Origin of the sequence: Amycolatopsis sp. FDAARGOS 1241 (assembly GCF_016889705.1) — a bacterium.
In the GTDB taxonomy this organism is placed as follows: Bacteria; Actinomycetota; Actinomycetes; order Mycobacteriales; family Pseudonocardiaceae; genus Amycolatopsis.
In genome coordinates, this window is sequence record NZ_CP069526.1 from 1,952,993 (window position 1) to 1,967,895 (window position 14,903).

At 72.1% G+C, this 14,903-nt stretch carries 13 protein-coding genes and 2 pseudogenes; 5 read left to right on the plus strand and 10 right to left on the minus strand.

Annotated features, from left to right (window positions below; all coding sequences use genetic code 11):
- The first annotated feature begins 83 nt into the window (after window positions 1-83).
- The 4 genes from I6J71_RS09720 (at window position 84) to I6J71_RS09735 (ending at window position 4,093) form a co-directional block, all read left to right on the plus strand.
- Window positions 84-890, plus strand: a complete 807-nt coding sequence (locus tag I6J71_RS09720; RefSeq protein ID WP_204096960.1) for a PaaX family transcriptional regulator C-terminal domain-containing protein — start codon at window positions 84-86, stop codon at window positions 888-890.
- Entirely contained in the window at window positions 887-1,678 is a 792-nt protein-coding gene (locus I6J71_RS09725) for a tryptophan 2,3-dioxygenase (protein ID WP_204094420.1), read from the plus strand. The genes I6J71_RS09720 and I6J71_RS09725 overlap by 4 nt, the downstream gene beginning before the upstream one ends.
- On the plus strand, window positions 1,675-2,868 hold the full coding sequence (locus I6J71_RS09730; protein WP_204094421.1) for a kynureninase: 1,194 nt from the start codon (window positions 1,675-1,677) through the stop codon (window positions 2,866-2,868). The genes I6J71_RS09725 and I6J71_RS09730 overlap by 4 nt, the downstream gene beginning before the upstream one ends.
- A gap of 154 nt (window positions 2,869-3,022) precedes the next feature.
- On the plus strand, window positions 3,023-4,093 hold the full coding sequence (locus tag I6J71_RS09735; protein WP_204094422.1) for a Glu/Leu/Phe/Val dehydrogenase: 1,071 nt from the start codon (window positions 3,023-3,025) through the stop codon (window positions 4,091-4,093).
- A 79-nt stretch (window positions 4,094-4,172) separates the two neighbouring features.
- On the opposite strand, the gene I6J71_RS09740 is transcribed toward I6J71_RS09735, so the two are convergent.
- The 3 genes from I6J71_RS09740 to I6J71_RS09750 form a co-directional block, all read right to left on the minus strand.
- Entirely contained in the window at window positions 4,173-4,358 is a 186-nt protein-coding gene (locus tag I6J71_RS09740) for a DUF5302 domain-containing protein (RefSeq protein ID WP_204094423.1), read from the minus strand.
- Window positions 4,359-4,555: 197 nt separating this feature from the next.
- Window positions 4,556-4,993, minus strand: coding sequence for a hypothetical protein (locus tag I6J71_RS09745; RefSeq protein WP_204094424.1), 438 nt, complete (start codon window positions 4,991-4,993; stop codon window positions 4,556-4,558).
- Window positions 4,994-5,077: 84 nt separating this feature from the next.
- Window positions 5,078-5,944 carry an alpha/beta fold hydrolase gene (locus I6J71_RS09750; RefSeq protein WP_204094425.1) on the minus strand — a complete coding sequence of 289 codons (867 nt, stop codon included), beginning with the start codon at window positions 5,942-5,944 and terminating at the stop codon, window positions 5,078-5,080.
- 68 nt (window positions 5,945-6,012) lie between these two features.
- Between I6J71_RS09750 and I6J71_RS09755 the strand changes: the two genes are divergently transcribed.
- Window positions 6,013-6,741 carry a TetR/AcrR family transcriptional regulator gene (locus I6J71_RS09755; RefSeq protein ID WP_204094426.1) on the plus strand — a complete coding sequence of 243 codons (729 nt, stop codon included), beginning with the start codon at window positions 6,013-6,015 and terminating at the stop codon, window positions 6,739-6,741.
- 183 nt (window positions 6,742-6,924) lie between these two features.
- Here the strand turns inward: I6J71_RS09755 and I6J71_RS09760 are convergent, their stop codons facing one another.
- The 7 genes and pseudogenes from I6J71_RS09760 to I6J71_RS09790 all read right to left on the minus strand — a co-directional run bounded on the left by I6J71_RS09760 (window position 6,925) and on the right by I6J71_RS09790 (window position 14,877).
- Entirely contained in the window at window positions 6,925-7,563 is a 639-nt protein-coding gene (locus I6J71_RS09760) for a TetR/AcrR family transcriptional regulator (protein WP_204094427.1), read from the minus strand.
- Window positions 7,564-7,711: 148 nt separating this feature from the next.
- Window positions 7,712-9,407, minus strand: a pseudogene (locus I6J71_RS09765) (flavin monoamine oxidase family protein).
- Window positions 9,404-10,174, minus strand: a complete 771-nt coding sequence (locus I6J71_RS09770) for a carbon-nitrogen hydrolase family protein (RefSeq protein ID WP_204094428.1) — start codon at window positions 10,172-10,174, stop codon at window positions 9,404-9,406. Before I6J71_RS09770 ends, I6J71_RS09765 begins: the two are co-directional and overlap by 4 nt.
- A pseudogene (locus tag I6J71_RS09775) lies at window positions 10,171-11,600 on the minus strand (amino acid permease). Before I6J71_RS09775 ends, I6J71_RS09770 begins: the two are co-directional and overlap by 4 nt.
- Window positions 11,601-11,781: 181 nt before the next feature.
- Window positions 11,782-13,074 carry a HAMP domain-containing sensor histidine kinase gene (locus I6J71_RS09780; protein WP_204094429.1) on the minus strand — a complete coding sequence of 431 codons (1,293 nt, stop codon included), beginning with the start codon at window positions 13,072-13,074 and terminating at the stop codon, window positions 11,782-11,784.
- Window positions 13,075-13,076: 2 nt separating this feature from the next.
- Window positions 13,077-13,760: a response regulator transcription factor gene (locus I6J71_RS09785; protein ID WP_204094430.1), complete on the minus strand. Its 684-nt coding sequence runs from the start codon at window positions 13,758-13,760 to the stop codon at window positions 13,077-13,079.
- A 79-nt stretch (window positions 13,761-13,839) separates the two neighbouring features.
- Window positions 13,840-14,877, minus strand: coding sequence for a LacI family DNA-binding transcriptional regulator (locus I6J71_RS09790; RefSeq protein ID WP_204094431.1), 1,038 nt, complete (start codon window positions 14,875-14,877; stop codon window positions 13,840-13,842).
- Between the last annotated feature and the right edge of the window lie 26 nt (window positions 14,878-14,903).

Sequence of the window (14,903 nt, forward strand, 5' to 3'; positions counted from 1 at the left end):
CGAAAGCTACACCGCAGCGGGCTGGGGTGTATAGAGTTGGTCCCGTGCCCGAACCCACGACCGCCGGCCCGCAGGAGCTGGTGATGACGCTGCTCGGCAGCTACGTGCAGCCGCGCGAGAGCCGCCGTGTGTGGTCCGGCGGGCTCGTGACACTGCTCACCGAGCTGGGGTTCTCCGACGGCGCCGCCCGCATCGCGCTCACCCGGCTGGTGCGCCGCGACCTGCTGGCCCGTCACCGCGCGGGCCGGCTCGTGCACTACTCGCTCACGAAGCGCACCGTCGCCGTGCTCGCCGACGGCGACCGGCGCATCTTCAGCCTCGGCCGCCGCGCAGGGCCCGCCGGCACGTGGACGGTGCTGTGGCAGAGCATTCCCGAAACCCGCAGGCAGGCGCGCGAGACGCTCGTGCGGCGGCTGCGTTTCCTCGGATTCGGCCCGGTGCAGGACGGCACGTGGATCGCGCCGCACGACCGCGAGGCGGAAGTACTGGCGCTGCTCGACGACCTGGGCGTGACCGAGCACGCCGGCCTGATGCTCGGCAGCCCGTCCGCGGCGCTCGACGTGCGCAGGTTCGCCGGACGCGCGTGGGACCTCGACGAACTGGCCGCGCGCTACGACGCGTTCGTCTCGGACTTCTCCGGATTCGCTGGCAGCGCACGGGATCTGCCCGACGGGGAAGCGTTCGCCGTGCGGACGCGCCTGGTGCACGAGTTCCGCGTGTTCCCGACGCTCGACCCCGAGCTGCCCGGCGAGCTGATCCCCGCGCCCGGCCGGCGCGCGGCGGCCGTGGAGCTCTTCCATGACCTGTACGCCGCGCTCGCGCCCGCCGCGCAACGGCACTTCGACCGCGCCGTCCGGACCACTGATTTCGACGAGGTGAGGAAACCGTGAACCAGACCAACGACCCGCAGGCCGCGCTGAGCTACACGTCGTACCTCGCGCTCGACGACGTGCTCGAGGCGCAGCACCCGCGTTCGGACGAGCACGACGAACTGCTCTTCATCGTGATCCACCAGGTCTACGAGCTGTGGTTCAAGCAGATCCTGCACGAAGCCGAGTTCCTGCAGCGCAACCTCGAAGCCGGCAACACCGCGCACGCCATCCGCACGCTGCGCCGGATCCTCACGGTGCTGAAGGTCGTCGTCGCGCAGATCGACGTGCTGGAGACGATGACGCCGAGCCAGTTCACCAGCTTCCGCGCGCGGCTGGACGCGTCGAGCGGGTTCCAGTCGGCGCAGTTCCGCGAGCTGGAGGCCGTGCTGGGGCGGCGCGACGAACGCGTGTTCGCGCACTATCCCGAGGACGGCGAGCAGCGCGCCCGCATCGCCGCCGCGATGCAGCGGCCGTCGCTGTTCGACTCGTTCCTCACGTACCTGACGACCCACGGCTACGACGTCGCCCGGGACCGGGACGTCACCCGGCCGCTGGCACCGTCGCCGGAGCTGCAGGCGGTACTGCTGAAGGTCTACCAGGACGACGGCGGCCCCTCGGTGGTCGCGGAGGCTCTCGTCGACCTCGACGAAGGGATGCAGGAGTGGCGGTACCGGCACGTGAAGATGGTCGAGCGGACCATCGGCGACAAGACCGGGACGGGCGGCTCGTCCGGCGCGACGTACTTGCGGACCACCCTCTTCCACCCGATGTTCCCGGACCTGTGGGCAGTGCGGAGCAAGCTGTGACGACACTCGAATCCCTGCGCGCCGATGAAAACGCGCTCGCGCCGCACTACTCGCGCTTCGGGGTGGCCGACCGGCTGCTGCTCTCGGCGCACTCGCACCAGGCGTGGCCGGACGTCGCGGAGGAAGGGCTGCTGGAAGCGTTCGCCGACGCGGCCCGCGACATCGACGACAAGTGGGAACGCGCGTTCGCGAAGGCCGACGAGCTGCGCGCCGGGTTCCGCGCGCTGCTTTCGGATCCACACGGCGACTACGCCCTGGGCGTCAACACCCACGAGCTCGTGATCCGGTTCCTGTCGGCGATCGGGCTGCGCTCGCGCCCGCGGCTCGTGACCACCGGCGGCGAGTTCCACACCCTGCGCCGCCAGCTCGCGCGACTCGAGGAGGAGGGTGTCGAGGTCGTGCGGGTTCCGGTGGATCCGGTGCCGACGCTCGCCGAACGCGTCGCGGCGGAGGCCGGCTCGAACACCGCCGCCGTGCTCGTGTCGGCGGTGCTGTTCGAGACGGCGCAGCTCGTTCCCGGGCTCACGCACCTCGCCGAGGCCTGTCGCGGCCGCTCGGTCGAGCTGCTGGTGGACGCCTACCACGCGCTGGGTGCCGTGCCGTTCTCGCTGCACGAACTGGGGCTCACCAACGCGTGGGTGGTCGGCGGTGGCTACAAGTACCTCCAGCTCGGCGAGGGCAACTGCTTCCTGCGGCTGCCCGCCCACGCGCAGGAGCTGCGACCCGTGGTCACCGGCTGGTACGCCGAGTTCGGCGCGCTGGCCGACCGGCAGCGCCCGGATCGCGTCGCCTACGCCACGGGCGGAGACCGGTTCGCAGGCGCGACCTACGACCCGTCCAGCCACTACCGCGGTGTGCGCGTGCAGCGGTTCTTCGTCGAGCACGGGTTGACGCCGGAGTTCCTTCGGTCCGTTTCCCAGCACCAGGTGGGGTTGCTGGCGCAGCGCTTCGACGACCTCGGCCTGCCCGCCGACGTCATCAGCCGGGACCGGGAGACGCCGCTCGAGCTGGTCGGCGGGTTCCTGTCGCTGCGCAGCCCGTCGGCCGGTGACCTGCGGCGGCGGCTGGCTGAGCGGGGTGTGCGAACCGACAGCCGGGGCTCCTACCTGCGGTTCGGCCCTGCTCCCTACCTGTCGGACGCCCAGCTCGAGGTCGCGATGACAACGCTTTCGAAGGTCGTTTCGGGCTGACCGGCGAGCTGCGGTGGTCGCCGCGGGCCGATGGCTCTAGGTTGGCGGTGTGCGGTGAACGCCGGGCGGACGACCTCCGCGGGCGCCGGCCGCACACCATCTTCCGGAGCACGCGGCCACGAACCGCGGGCGGTAAGACGAGGGAGTCACCACCGTGACCGAAGGAGTGTTCGGCCGGCACAGCGGCCATGAACAAGTCGTGTACTGCCACGACGAGGCCAGTGGCCTGAAGGCCATCATCGGCATCTACTCCACGGCGCTGGGGCCCGCGCTCGGCGGCACCCGCTTCTACCCCTACGCCACCGAGGACGACGCGCTCGACGACGTGCTCGCGCTCTCCAAGGGGATGGCGTACAAGAACGCGCTGGCCGGGCTCGACCTCGGCGGCGGCAAGGCCGTGATCATCGGCGACCCGAACACGCTGAAATCCGAAGCGCTGCTGCGCGCCTACGGCCGCTTCGTGCAGTCGCTGGGCGGCCGCTACGTGACCGCGTGCGACATGGGGACGTACGTGCACGACATGGACGTGGTGGCCCGCGAGACGAAGTTCGTCACCGGCCGCTCGCCCGAGGACGGCGGCGCCGGTGATTCGTCGGTGCTCACCGCGTACGGCGTGTACCAGGGCATGCGCGCTTCGGCCGATCACGTGTGGGGCGTGCCCGAGCTGGCGGGCCGCCGCGTCGGCGTCGCCGGCGTCGGCAAGGTCGGCCACCTCCTGGTGGGCCACCTCGTGGAGGCAGGCGCGCAGGTCGTGATCTCCGACGTGTTCGCGCCCGCGCTGGAACGGACTCGCGCCGCGTACCCCGGAGTCGAGACCGTGTCCGATGTGGACACCCTCATCGGGGCTGACCTCGATGTGTTCGCCCCGTGTGCGATGGGCGGCGTGCTCACCGACGAGACGGTGGCGGCGTTGCAAGCCCGCATCGTCTGCGGTGCCGCGAACAACCAGCTCGCCCACCCGGGCGTCGACAAGCTCCTCGCCGATCGCGGCATCCTCTTCGCCCCCGACTACCTCGTCAACGCCGGCGGCGTCATCCAGGTCGACGACGAACGCCACGGCTTCGACTTCGCGCGCGCTCAGCGCAAGACCACGGCCATCTTCGACACCACGAAGGCGGTGTACGCGCTGGCTCAGGCTGATGGGGTCCCCCCGGCCGCCGCCGCGGACCGCCTGGCCGAACGCCGCATGGCCGACGTCGGCCGCCTGCGGTCCATCCTGCTTTGATGCTCTGACCGCTGCTCCCCGACACGACGGAGGCCCCTTCGCCTCGCCGAGGTGAAGGGGCCTCCGTCGTGTCCGGGGCTCAGCCGCTCTTGCGGCGGAACGTGCGCTTGTTCGCGGCGGGTCCGTGGGCGTGCTGGTTCTTGCCGCCGCCCGTTTCGTGGGAGGAGCCGGAGCGGGCGTGGGCCTGCTTGCGTTCCAGCGCTTCGCGGAACTTGCGCTTGACGTCGTCCTCCTCGGCGCTCGGTGACGGGTTCGGCTCACTCATGCTTACCTCCGAAGTGACGACGGTGACCAGATCAGCCTGGCACCCGGCAAACCGCCGCGCGAGTCGATTTCGCGTACGCCACAAAACCCGCCGTGCCGGTCGTCCGAAAAAAGGGTGTGGCGAAAAACCGGTACCCCGTCCGGGAACGGCCAACGGTCTGGCGTTGGCCGCTCCGGACCGGGGTACCGGCGGGCCGATCAGGCGGAGGCTGCGTGATCGGCCCGCCGCTGCTCGGCGGCCCGTGGCGAGGGGACGGACGCCACGAGCCGGTGCGGCAGGAGAGGACCGCGGTGGCGGGCGCGGACCGCCGTGGTCACGAGTCGAGCCAGGACACCGGCGGCGAGCACCGCGCCGAGCACGAGGGCGGCGCGGCCGCTCGCGGCGTCGAACACGAGGTGGCCTTCGCGGCCGAACACGAAACCGGCGTCGATCCCCCAGGCCACCGCGGCGACTCCCGCCGCCGCGGCCGGGGTCGTGGTCGCAGCGGCGGCGAGGACGACGAGGGCCAGCGGCACGAGCGCGTGCAGCGGGTGCGAGGTGGCACCCGCGGCGTCCGCGCCGAACGCGACGGCCACCGCGGCCACGCAGCCGAGGGGGAAGCCGAAGCCGCCCGTGACGGGCGTTGTGGTGCTCATGGCGCCAGTCCAGCGCGCCCGCGCCCCAACGCGAAGTGGCCCGGACGCCTTCCCTACGTCCGTGGCCGCTTTGTTGACGCCTTCTTAACCGCGGACCGCCGCCCGCAGGATCGCGCCCACGATCTGCGGCCACAGCGGTTCCGGGAGGTCGTGCCCCATCCCCGGCAGGATCACGAGCTCGGCACCGGGGATCGCCGCCGCCGTGGCCTTGCCGCCACTCACGTCGACCATCGGATCGGAGTCGCCGTGCACGACCACGGCCGGCAGGCGCACCGAACGCAGCGCTTCCGTGCGGTCACCCGACGCGAGGATCGCCGCGCCCTGCCGCAGCGTGCCCACCGGGTGCTGGGCCCGGTCGTAGCCGCGGATCGCCTTCGCGCGCAACTGCTCTTCGGTCAGGGGGTAGCCGGGCGAGCCCGTGATCCGGTAGCCCTCGACGCTCTGCGCGATCGCCTCCTCGCGCGTCGGTGCGGGCGGGCGCGTGAGAGACGCCAGCGCGGCGCCGGAGGTGTGCCCGACGGTCGGATCACCGGTCGTGGACATGATCGACGTGAGGCTCAGCAGGCGGTCGGGGTGGTCGATCGCGAGCTGCTGCACGACCATCCCGCCCATCGACGCGCCCACCACGTGCGCCTTCGCGAACCCGAGCGCGTCGAACAGGCCGACGGTGTCGGCCGCGAGGTCCGAGAGCAGGTACGGCGGCGACGCCTGGCCCGCCGCGATCTCGGCGAGGTCGGGCGCGCCGAGGTCGTCGAGGTAGGTCGACAGGCCGATGTCGCGGTTGTCGAAGCGCACCACGTGGAAACCGTGTCTCGCGATCACCTCGCAGAACCCGGTTTCCCAGGTCACCATCTGGGCGCCGAGGCCCATCACCAGCACGAGCGGCGGGTGCGCCGGGTCGCCGAAGGTGTCGTACTCGAGTTCGAGGCCGTTGGCCAGGGCACGGGGCATGCCCTGAATCCTGCCCTAGACCGCCGGATCCTGGCACGGGCCGCCACGATCCGGATACGGTACATCGCATGCCGTCTTCGTCCTCGCGCGCCGGGAACCGTCCTCGTTCGCGCGCGGCCGCGGGGCTGCCGGCCGTCACGGCCGAGAAAGTGGTCGACGCGGCCGTCGCGCTGACCGCCGAGCGCGGCCTCGACAACTGGACGCTGCGCCAGCTCGCCGCGGCCGTCGACGCCTACCCGGCGGTGATCTACCACCACGTCGGCGACCGGGACGCGGTCGTGTCCGCGGTGCTCGATCGCGTCGTGGGTCTCCTGACGCTGCCCGACGACGACCTGCCGTGGCAGGACTGGTTCGCCGAGCTCCTGACGGAGCTGCGCACGGTTCTGCGCTCACACCCCGGCACGGCCCGCCGGCTCGTGCTGTTCGGCCCGTCGGTCGACGCCGCCGCCCGCACCGTCGACCGCGGCATCGGCGTGCTGCTCGACGCCGGTTTCGGCGAGGAGAGCGTGCTGGCCTACAACTTGCTCGTCGCCACCGCCTGCCAGTTCGTCGCGATGGAAGACGACCGCGACGGCACCCTCGCGCTGCGCCTCGACAACACCGAGGAGTACGCCGGGTACCGCGACCGCACCGACCTGCCCGGCATGGCGGCCCACGGGCGCGCGATGCACGCGCTGATCAACGACCCGGACCTCGCGGCGCGCTGGTACACGCGCCTGTACGACTACGCCGTGCAGCGCTGCTTGGACGGCCTGACGCACCGGTTGGCGGAACTCGGGGCCGAGCCGCCCGCCTGACCTGGGCTGCTCCGTCAGGACGCGGCGCGGCGCCCTTCCTGCGGCCGAACGTGTGACAAGGCGGTCGAATCTGACACCGAACCCACGCCGACCAGGCGTAACGTGGAAAGGAGCCGGGGGTCGCAAGGCCCCTGGCCGGGGCCCCCGGCACTTTCCTCCCCCCTCGTGGTGCCGGGGGTTCCGTCATTCCGCGGCCGCGTCGCCCGGGTTCTGGATGAGCGGTAAGACCTCACCGACGAGCGTGACCAGCGATTTGCTCAGCAGGGTGTGCACCTGGGCGCGGTTGAGCGAACCCCGCACGAGCCATTCGCGACCGGCCGCCTTCACCATGCCGGCGAACGCGCGCACCGCCGCGTTCAGCTCCTCCCCGTGCGCGCTGTCGCGGGAGAGCCCGACGGCTTCCAGCACCCGGTCGGCCGACTCGCGGTCGGCCTCCTCGAGGATGCGGTCGACCTCCGGGTCGCGGCCGATGCCCTCCGGCGCGATCGCGGCGAGCCACGTCTTCTCCTGCGAGCGCACCATGTCGAGGAACCAGTTGATGGCGACGTCCGCGCGCAGCTCGAGCGGACCGTCGGGCAGGATCTCCACGGCCAGCCGCGGAACGGTGAGCGCGCGGCGCACGATTTCCAGGTACAGCTCGCGTTTCGTGCCGAAGTAGTGGTTGATCAGCCCCCGCGCGACGCCCGCGGCCGCGGCGATGTCCGAAGTGGACACCTCCGAGTACGGCCGCTCACCGAACAGCTGCGCGGCGCAGGTGTAGATCTGCTCCTTGCGCTCGTCCGGTTCCAGTCTCCGCCACTTGGGCGCCGGCTCGGTGCTCATGCGCCACATTTTCGCATGATCGGTTCAGCGGGGCTGATTAATCGTGGCAGGTGTCGCGCGGGCGGAACACCATTGGTCGACTACCGCCGGGTACGGGTTGACTCCCGCGCCGGCCCGACAGCCCGATCAGGAAGCTCAGACCCGAAGCTCAGTCGCGCAGCTCGATCGGCGCGAGGCCGTCGAACAGGTCGCCCGGGCCGGGCTTCGCCGGGTCCGAAGCGCCGCCGAAGTGCCGCTGCACACCCCACACGGCATTGAGCGCCGTCTGCACCGCACCCTCGGCCCAGCCCGCGGTCCACGACACGTCGTCACCCGCGAGGAACAACCCGCGGAACCGCGCCGGCAACCGGTCCTGCACGAAGTGCGTGAACAGCCGGTGCTGGTAGCGGTAGTGCCCGGGCAGGTTCGCCTTGAACGCGCCCATGAAGTGCTGTTCCGCCTCCCACGACACGGTCACCGGGTCGCCCACGAGGTGGCGCCGCACGTCGACGCCCGGGTAGACCTCGCGCAGCGACTGCAGCATCACCTCCACGCACTCGGACACGCTCAGCGGCAGCCACTTCAGCGAATCGCCTTCCCACGTGTAGGACAGGCAGATCACGGCCGGCTTGTCCGGGGCGTCGCCCAGCAGGTACGTGCCGCGCGGCATGCGGTCGGTGAGCGTCATGCTCATCGCGTCGCGCCCGGTCTCGGGGTCGCGGTCGAGCCAGAACGGCCGGCCCACCGGCACGAAGACCTTCGACGACGCCATGTAGTGCGTGCGTTCGATCGCCGTCCAGTGGTCGATGGGGAACAGCGCTTCGTCGCAGTCGACCTTGGACAGCAGCAACCAGCTCTGCGCGGTGAACACCGCGGCGCGGAAGGTGCGGATGTGGCCTGAGGCGTCGGTGACCGTCACGTTGTTCGGCGCCGTGCGATGCAGCCGCGTGACGCCGGGGCGCGGGCGGCCGTCCTCGTGCAGTGCCGCGAGGTTCGTGCCGGCCGGCCAGTGGGCGAGCTGCTCGGGTGCGTGCTCCCACAGCCGCAGCGGGAGCCGGCGGCTGCCGCCGGTGATGCTGCGGTGCTCGTCGTCCGCGCCGGTGTAGACGACGCGCATGATCTCGAGGATCGTGTTCGGGAAATCGGTGTCCCAGCCGCCCGTGCCGAAGCCGACCTGGCCGAAGATCTCGCGGTGGCGGAACGACGCGAACACCGGCGAATCGCACAGGAAACCGTGGAACGTCTGGTTGTCCAGGCGCGGCACGAGCTCGTTCCAGATCCGCTTGATCGTCTTCGCGTCGCGGTCGCGGATCGCCGTCTGCATCTCGGCGAACGCCGCGAGCTCGTCGAGCGTGCGCTGCCACGCCTGCGCGACCTCCGTGTACACCGGCGGCAGGTCTTCGGGCGTGCGCGCGTAGTGGCTGTGCCCCCTTGAGGTCCACGACGGTGCTCGGCGTCACGGGCGCGAGCGGGTTCGGGAACGGCGTGGTCTCCAGGCCCATCTTGTCGATGTAGTGGAACAGGGTCGTCGACGCCGGCGGGAAGCGCATGGCGCCCATTTCGGCGACGACGTCGCCGGGCAGCCCGGGGAAGTGGTGCGTGCGCAGCCGCCCGCCCAGCTCCGCGATCTCGTACACCACCGGCCGCGGCCCGAGTTTCATCAGCTCGTAGGCCGTGACGATCCCGGAGAGCCCGCCGCCGATCACCTCGACCTCGGTGCCGTGGTGCTCCGGCGGCACCGTGCCGAGGCCGGCGGGGTGGGCGAAGCAGTCGTCGTAGGCGAACGGGAAGTCGGGGCCGAACATGGTGATCGGGCGCCCGGCCGGCTCGTCCGTGGGGATCGCGGTCGGGACGGCGGAGGTCATGTCTGGGGTCCGTCCGTCAGGCAGCGGTACAGCTCCGGCCGGCGGTCGGCCAGGTACGTGTTCGCCGGCCGCGTGAGCACGCCGGGGTCGACGCCGGCGAAGATCAGTTCGGGTCCGGCGCCGGCCTTGGCGACGGTCTCGTCGGGTGACGCGATGGTCGAGTGACCGCAGTAGGTCAGCTCGCCTTCGGTGTCGCAGCGATTCGCGTACACGACGTAGAGCTGGCTCTCGTGCGCGCGGATGGGCACCAGCGCGTCGGCCACCCGCTCGTACGGGCGCATCAGCGCCGTCGGCACGAGCAGCAGCTGCGTGCCGGCGAGGGCGTGCGCGCGCACGGGCTCGGGGAACTCCACGTCGTAACAGATCAGCAGGCCCACGCGCACCTCGTCGAGGTCGGCCTGCACGACGAGTTCGCCGCCGGGGGAGAACTGGCCGCGGTCGATTTCGCCGTAGAGGTGCGTCTTGCGGTAGTTCGCGAGCCGTTCCCCTTGTGCGGAAAGGAGTTGTGCCGAGTTGTACACGGTTTCGCCGGCACGCTCGGGGTAACCGTAGACGAGCGCGACGCCGTGTTCCCGGGCGAGCGCTCCGAGCTCCCGGGCACGCGGACCGTCGGCCGGTTCGGCGAGCTCGGCGACCGCTGCCGGCCCGATCGCGTACCCCGTGGAGCCCATCTCGGCGGTCACCACGAGCGAAGCGCCCCGCGCGGAGGCGGTCGCCATCGCCTCGGGCAGCTGTGAGAATGGACCCTGGTGGACGGCGACGATCATTTGGCCACCGCCAGTCGCGAGCGCCGGATGCCGTAGGCGAAGTACAGCACCAGCCCGAGCACCAGCCAGCCGCCGAACACGAGCCACGTGGCGACGTCGAGGCTGAACATCATGCAGGCGCAGCACAGCACCCCGAGCATCGGCGTGACGGGGGAGAACGGCACGCGGAACGTCCGCCGGTCGCCGGGCCGACGGTTGCGCAGCACGAGCACGGCGACGTTGACCAGGACGAACGCGAAGAGGGTACCGATGCTCGTGGCGTCGGCGAGCTTGCCGAGCGGCACGAACGCCGCCAGCACGGCGACGAACCGCGACACCACCAGGGTGTTCGTGCGCGGCACACCGGTCTTCGGGTGCACTGTGGACAGTGCCTTCGGCACGAGCCCGTCACGCGACATGGCGAACAGGATGCGCGTCTGTCCGTAGAGGACGGTCAGCACGACGCTCGAGATCGCCACGATCGCGCCGACGGCCAGCACCCCGGCCCAGAACGGGTTGTCCAGCACCGTCGTGAGCACGTGCGAAAGCCCCGCCTGCTGGTCGCCGAACTGCTGCCACGGTAACGCGCCCACGGCCGCGACGGCCACCAGGCAGTACAGCACCGTGACGATGCCCAGCGACAGCACGATCGCGCGCGGCAGGTCGTGTTGCGGTTCGCGCGCCTCTTCGCCGGCGGTCGACGCGGCGTCGAACCCGCTGTAGGAGAAGAACAGCTTCGCGCCACCCGCGCTCATGCCGGCGAGGCCGAGCGGTGGAACGGCGTGTAGTTCTCGGCCCGCACGGCGCTGAAGGCGATGGGGCAGAACAGCACGAGCGTCGCGATCTTCACCGCGACCAGCACCGCGTTGGCCCGCGCGCTCTCCTTGGCCCCGCCCAGCAGCAGGACCATCGCGAGCAGCACGACGACGATCGCGGGCACGTCGACGAGCCCGCCGTCTCCCGGCGGGGCGCTGAGCGAATCCGGCAGCGTGAGCTCGAACGCCAGCTGCAGCAGCTCGTTCACGTACTGGCCCCAGCCGACGGCCACCGACGTGACGGAAACGCTGTACTCCAGCACCAGGAACCAGCCGCAGACCCACGCGACGAGCTCGCCGAGCGTCGCGTACGCGTAGGAGTACGAGGAGCCCGACAGCGGGATCATGCCGGCGAGCTCGGCGTAGGACAGCGCGGAGAACAGCGCCGTGATCCCGGCGAGCACGAACGACACCACCACGGCGGGCCCGGCCACCGGCACCGCTTCGCCGAGGACGACGAAGATGCCGCTGCCGAGCGTCGCGCCGATGGACAGCGTCGTCAGCTGGCCGAGGCCGAGGGTCCGCTTGAGCGGGCCGTGCCCGGCTTCGGCCACGCGGTCCGCGACCGGTTTGCGGCGCCACAGGGCGGTGCCGAGCCCGGTGCGGGGCGGGGCGGGTGGGGTGGACGTCACCAGGCTGCTCCTCGTCGTCGCGTGGTCGAAGTGCGAGGCGTTGGCATACGGGGCGGGGTGGATCTGCGCTGGGCGGGTCTGCGCGGTGACCACCGAGCCCGCGTAACGGTATCGATCGGGATGCGCCCCGAAAACCGGGAAAACGTTGTGCAAAAGCGGTGATTTTCAGCGGTTGATCTGTTCACTCCGCCTCAGGTGACCCCGGGTCTTCGGCCGGGGGCAGGAGCAGGGTGAACGTCGGCGGGTGGGGGCTCGACAGCCGCAGCCGCCCGCCCTCCGCCTCGGCCAGGCTGCGGGCGAGCCGCAACCCGATGCCGTGCCCGAGCGGAGCCGTGCGGCCGCGGGCGAACGGGTCCGTGTCGCCGAGGTCCGGGCCGTCGTCGGCGACGTCGATCGCGAGCGCGCCACCCGCGTCGCGCGCGAGGACAATGACCGGTCCCCGACCGTGGGTAATGGCGTTGTCCAGCAACACCGCGAGCACCTGCCGCACGGCCGCGACCGAGGCCCGCGCGGCGGGCGGGTCCTGCACCTCGACCCGCAGGCCGCGGCCGTTGAGCAGGGCGCCACCGGAGCGGCGCAGCTCGTCGAGCACGGCGGCGAGGTCGAGCTTCGCGCGCGGCGCCCGGCGTTCGCTGGACAGCGCGAGCAGGTCTTCGATCGTGCGCTCGAGCCGGTCGGCCGAGCCGATGCCGGCGCGGATCGCCTCGTACGGGTCGGCGCCGGGTGTCTCGAGCGCGGCCTCCAGCTGCAGCCGCAACCCGGCGAGTGGCGTGCGCAGCTGGTGCGACGCCTCGGCGGAGAACGCGCGCTCGCGGTCGAGCGAGTCGCCGATCCGTGCCGCGGTCACGTCGAGGGCCGTGCCGACCTGGTCGATCTCGGCGACGCCCGCTCGGGGTACGCGGGCCGTGAAGTCGCCTTCGCCGAGCCGGGTCGCGGCGGCCGCGAGCGCCTCCAGCGGCTGCGACAGCCGGGCGGCGAGGCGCCGCGCGATGAGCCAGCTCGCGGCGACGGCGGCGACCCCGAACCCGGCCATCGCGAGCCAGGTCAGCCCGACGCGCTGCAGCAGCACGGTGTGCGGCATCGCCGCGCGGACCACGCCCGCGAGCTGCGCACCGTCCATGACGGGAACGGCCAGCACGTCCGCGTCGTCCACCGGCCCGGACGCCACGTCGACATCCGCCGCGGACACGCGGAGCACCACGGAGTCGGCGGTGTCCGGGCCCCGGCCGGACACCAGGCGCCCGGCCCGGTCGTAGATCCCGACGGTCGCGGCGCCCTGCACCGGCTGGCTCGGCACACGCCCGGCGGCGAGCGCGTCGGACACCTCCAGCGCCGTGCCGTCGGCGGCCCGTTCGAGCTCGGAGCTGGTGTCCTCGCGGAAGTACCACAGCGCGGCAACGGCGAGCGGGAGCCCGAACAGCACGGTGGCCACCACCGCGGCGAGCACCGTCAGCGTGACGATCCGGCGGCGCACCGTCAGTCCGCTTCCAGCCGGTACCCGTGGCCGCGCAGGGTCGCGATGCGCGGCACGTCCTCGGGCACCGGCGCGGCGGCCGTGAGTTTGCGCCGCAGAGCGGCGATGTGCACATCGAGCGTCTTCGTGGAGCCGTGCCCGTGGGCGTCCCACACGTCGGCCATCAGCTTCTCGCGGCTCACGGCAGCGCCGGGTTGCTCGGCGAGGCGGGCCAGCAAGTCGAATTCCCGCGCCCGCAGGTCCACCTCCCGGCCGCCGACGACGGCGCGCCGGCTCGCGGCGTCGACCACGAGCGAGCCGACGGTGGTCACGGGCGCCGCGGGGTTCGCCGGCGCGCCGCGACGCAGATGGGCGCGCACGCGGGCGAGCAGCTCGCCGAGGCGGATGGGCTTGGTCAGGTAGTCGTCGGCGCCCGCGTCGAGACCCACGACCACGTCCATCTCGTCGGCCCGCGCGGTGAGGATCACGACGACGGCGCCCGGCATGCTCGTGCGCAGCCGGCGGCACACGTCGAGACCGTCGAGGTCGGGCAGGCCCAGGTCGAGCAGCACGAGTTCGGCGTGCTGCTCGTGCAGCGCGCTGCGCCCGTCGCGGCACCAGCGCACATCGTGGCCGTGGCGGGTCAGCGACGACTCCAGGACGCCACCGATCGTCGCGTCGTCCTCCACCACCAGCACCTTGGCCACGCGGGCAGCCTAACCAACCGGGTGGCGGCGGGCCGACGGGGAAACCCGCGGAGTGCCGTTTTCGTCCACAGTGGACGCCTCAGCGGCGCGGCCGCGCCGTCGTCTCGCGCAGCACCACCTCGGCGCCCAGCCGGATCGTGCGCGTCCGCGCGCCGGAGCCCTTGAGCGCCAGGTCCATGGCGCGTTCGCCGAGCTGTTCCAGGGGCAGGGCGACGGTCGTGAGCGCCGGCGTGAGGTCGCGCACCACGGGGATGTCGTCGAACCCCGCGACCGACATCTCGCGCGGCACCGAGACCCCGGCTTCGCGCAGCGCGGCGAGCGCGCCCATCGCCATCACGTCCGTGACGGCGAACACACAGGTCGGCCGCTGCCGCTTCGGACGGTCGAGCAGCCGCTTCGCCGCGTCGTAGCCGCCTTCGCGGCAGAACGCCGTTTCCAGCACGTCCTCCCCGGCCAGCGTGACGCCGTGGGCGGCGAGTTCCCCGGCGAAGCCGTCGAGGCGGTCGCACACCGTGGTGAGGCGCGCCGGACCCGCCAGCACCGCGAACCGCCGGTGCCCCAGCCCCACGAGCTCCTTGGCAAGCGCGGCCGCACCGCCGCGGTTGTCCGGCTGCACGGTGTCCACTTTGAGCCCGCGGTGCCGGCTCACGGCCGCCACCTGGCCGCCGCCGCGCCGGTACGGTTCGAGCTCGGCCGCCATCGCGCGCTCCCACGAGCGATCTTCGAACGACGACCCGATGAGCACGATCGCCGACGCCCGCTGGGCCCGCAGCGCCGAGACGTACGCCACTTCCCGGTCGGGGTCGCGAAAGGTGTCGGCCAGCATCACGAGCAGGCCGCCCGCGTTCGCGACCTTCATCACCCCGGCCGCGATCGTCGCGAAGTACGGGTCGGACACGTCGTGGCAGATCACCCCGACTGTCCGATGTGTCCCTCCGGCGAGTGCTTGCGCGTGCGCGTTCGGTGCATACGCGAGCTCGGCGGCGGCCGTCAGCACCCGGTCGCGCAGATCCATGCGCACCGACGCGGTGCCGTTGAGCACCCGCGAAGCCGTCGCGAGTGACACATCCGCGCTGCTTGCCACGTCTGCCAGCGTCACGTGCGGCCCGGCCTTCATCGCTCCTCCACGGTGGTTCCTCGGGC

Coding starts and splice junctions, on each gene's coding strand:
- I6J71_RS09745 (WP_204094424.1), bottom strand. CDS start 4,993: ATGAGCACCACAACGCCCGTCACGGGCGGCTTCGGCTTCCCCCTCGGC.
- I6J71_RS09760 (WP_204094427.1), bottom strand. CDS start 7,563: ATGAGCACCGAGCCGGCGCCCAAGTGGCGGAGACTGGAACCGGACGAG.
- I6J71_RS09790 (WP_204094431.1), bottom strand. CDS start 14,877: ATGAAGGCCGGGCCGCACGTGACGCTGGCAGACGTGGCAAGCAGCGCG.
- I6J71_RS09740 (WP_204094423.1), bottom strand. CDS start 4,358: ATGAGTGAGCCGAACCCGTCACCGAGCGCCGAGGAGGACGACGTCAAG.
- I6J71_RS09720 (WP_204096960.1), top strand. CDS start 84: ATGACGCTGCTCGGCAGCTACGTGCAGCCGCGCGAGAGCCGCCGTGTG.
- I6J71_RS09770 (WP_204094428.1), bottom strand. CDS start 10,174: ATGATCGTCGCCGTCCACCAGGGTCCATTCTCACAGCTGCCCGAGGCG.
- I6J71_RS09750 (WP_204094425.1), bottom strand. CDS start 5,944: ATGCCCCGTGCCCTGGCCAACGGCCTCGAACTCGAGTACGACACCTTC.
- I6J71_RS09755 (WP_204094426.1), top strand. CDS start 6,013: ATGCCGTCTTCGTCCTCGCGCGCCGGGAACCGTCCTCGTTCGCGCGCG.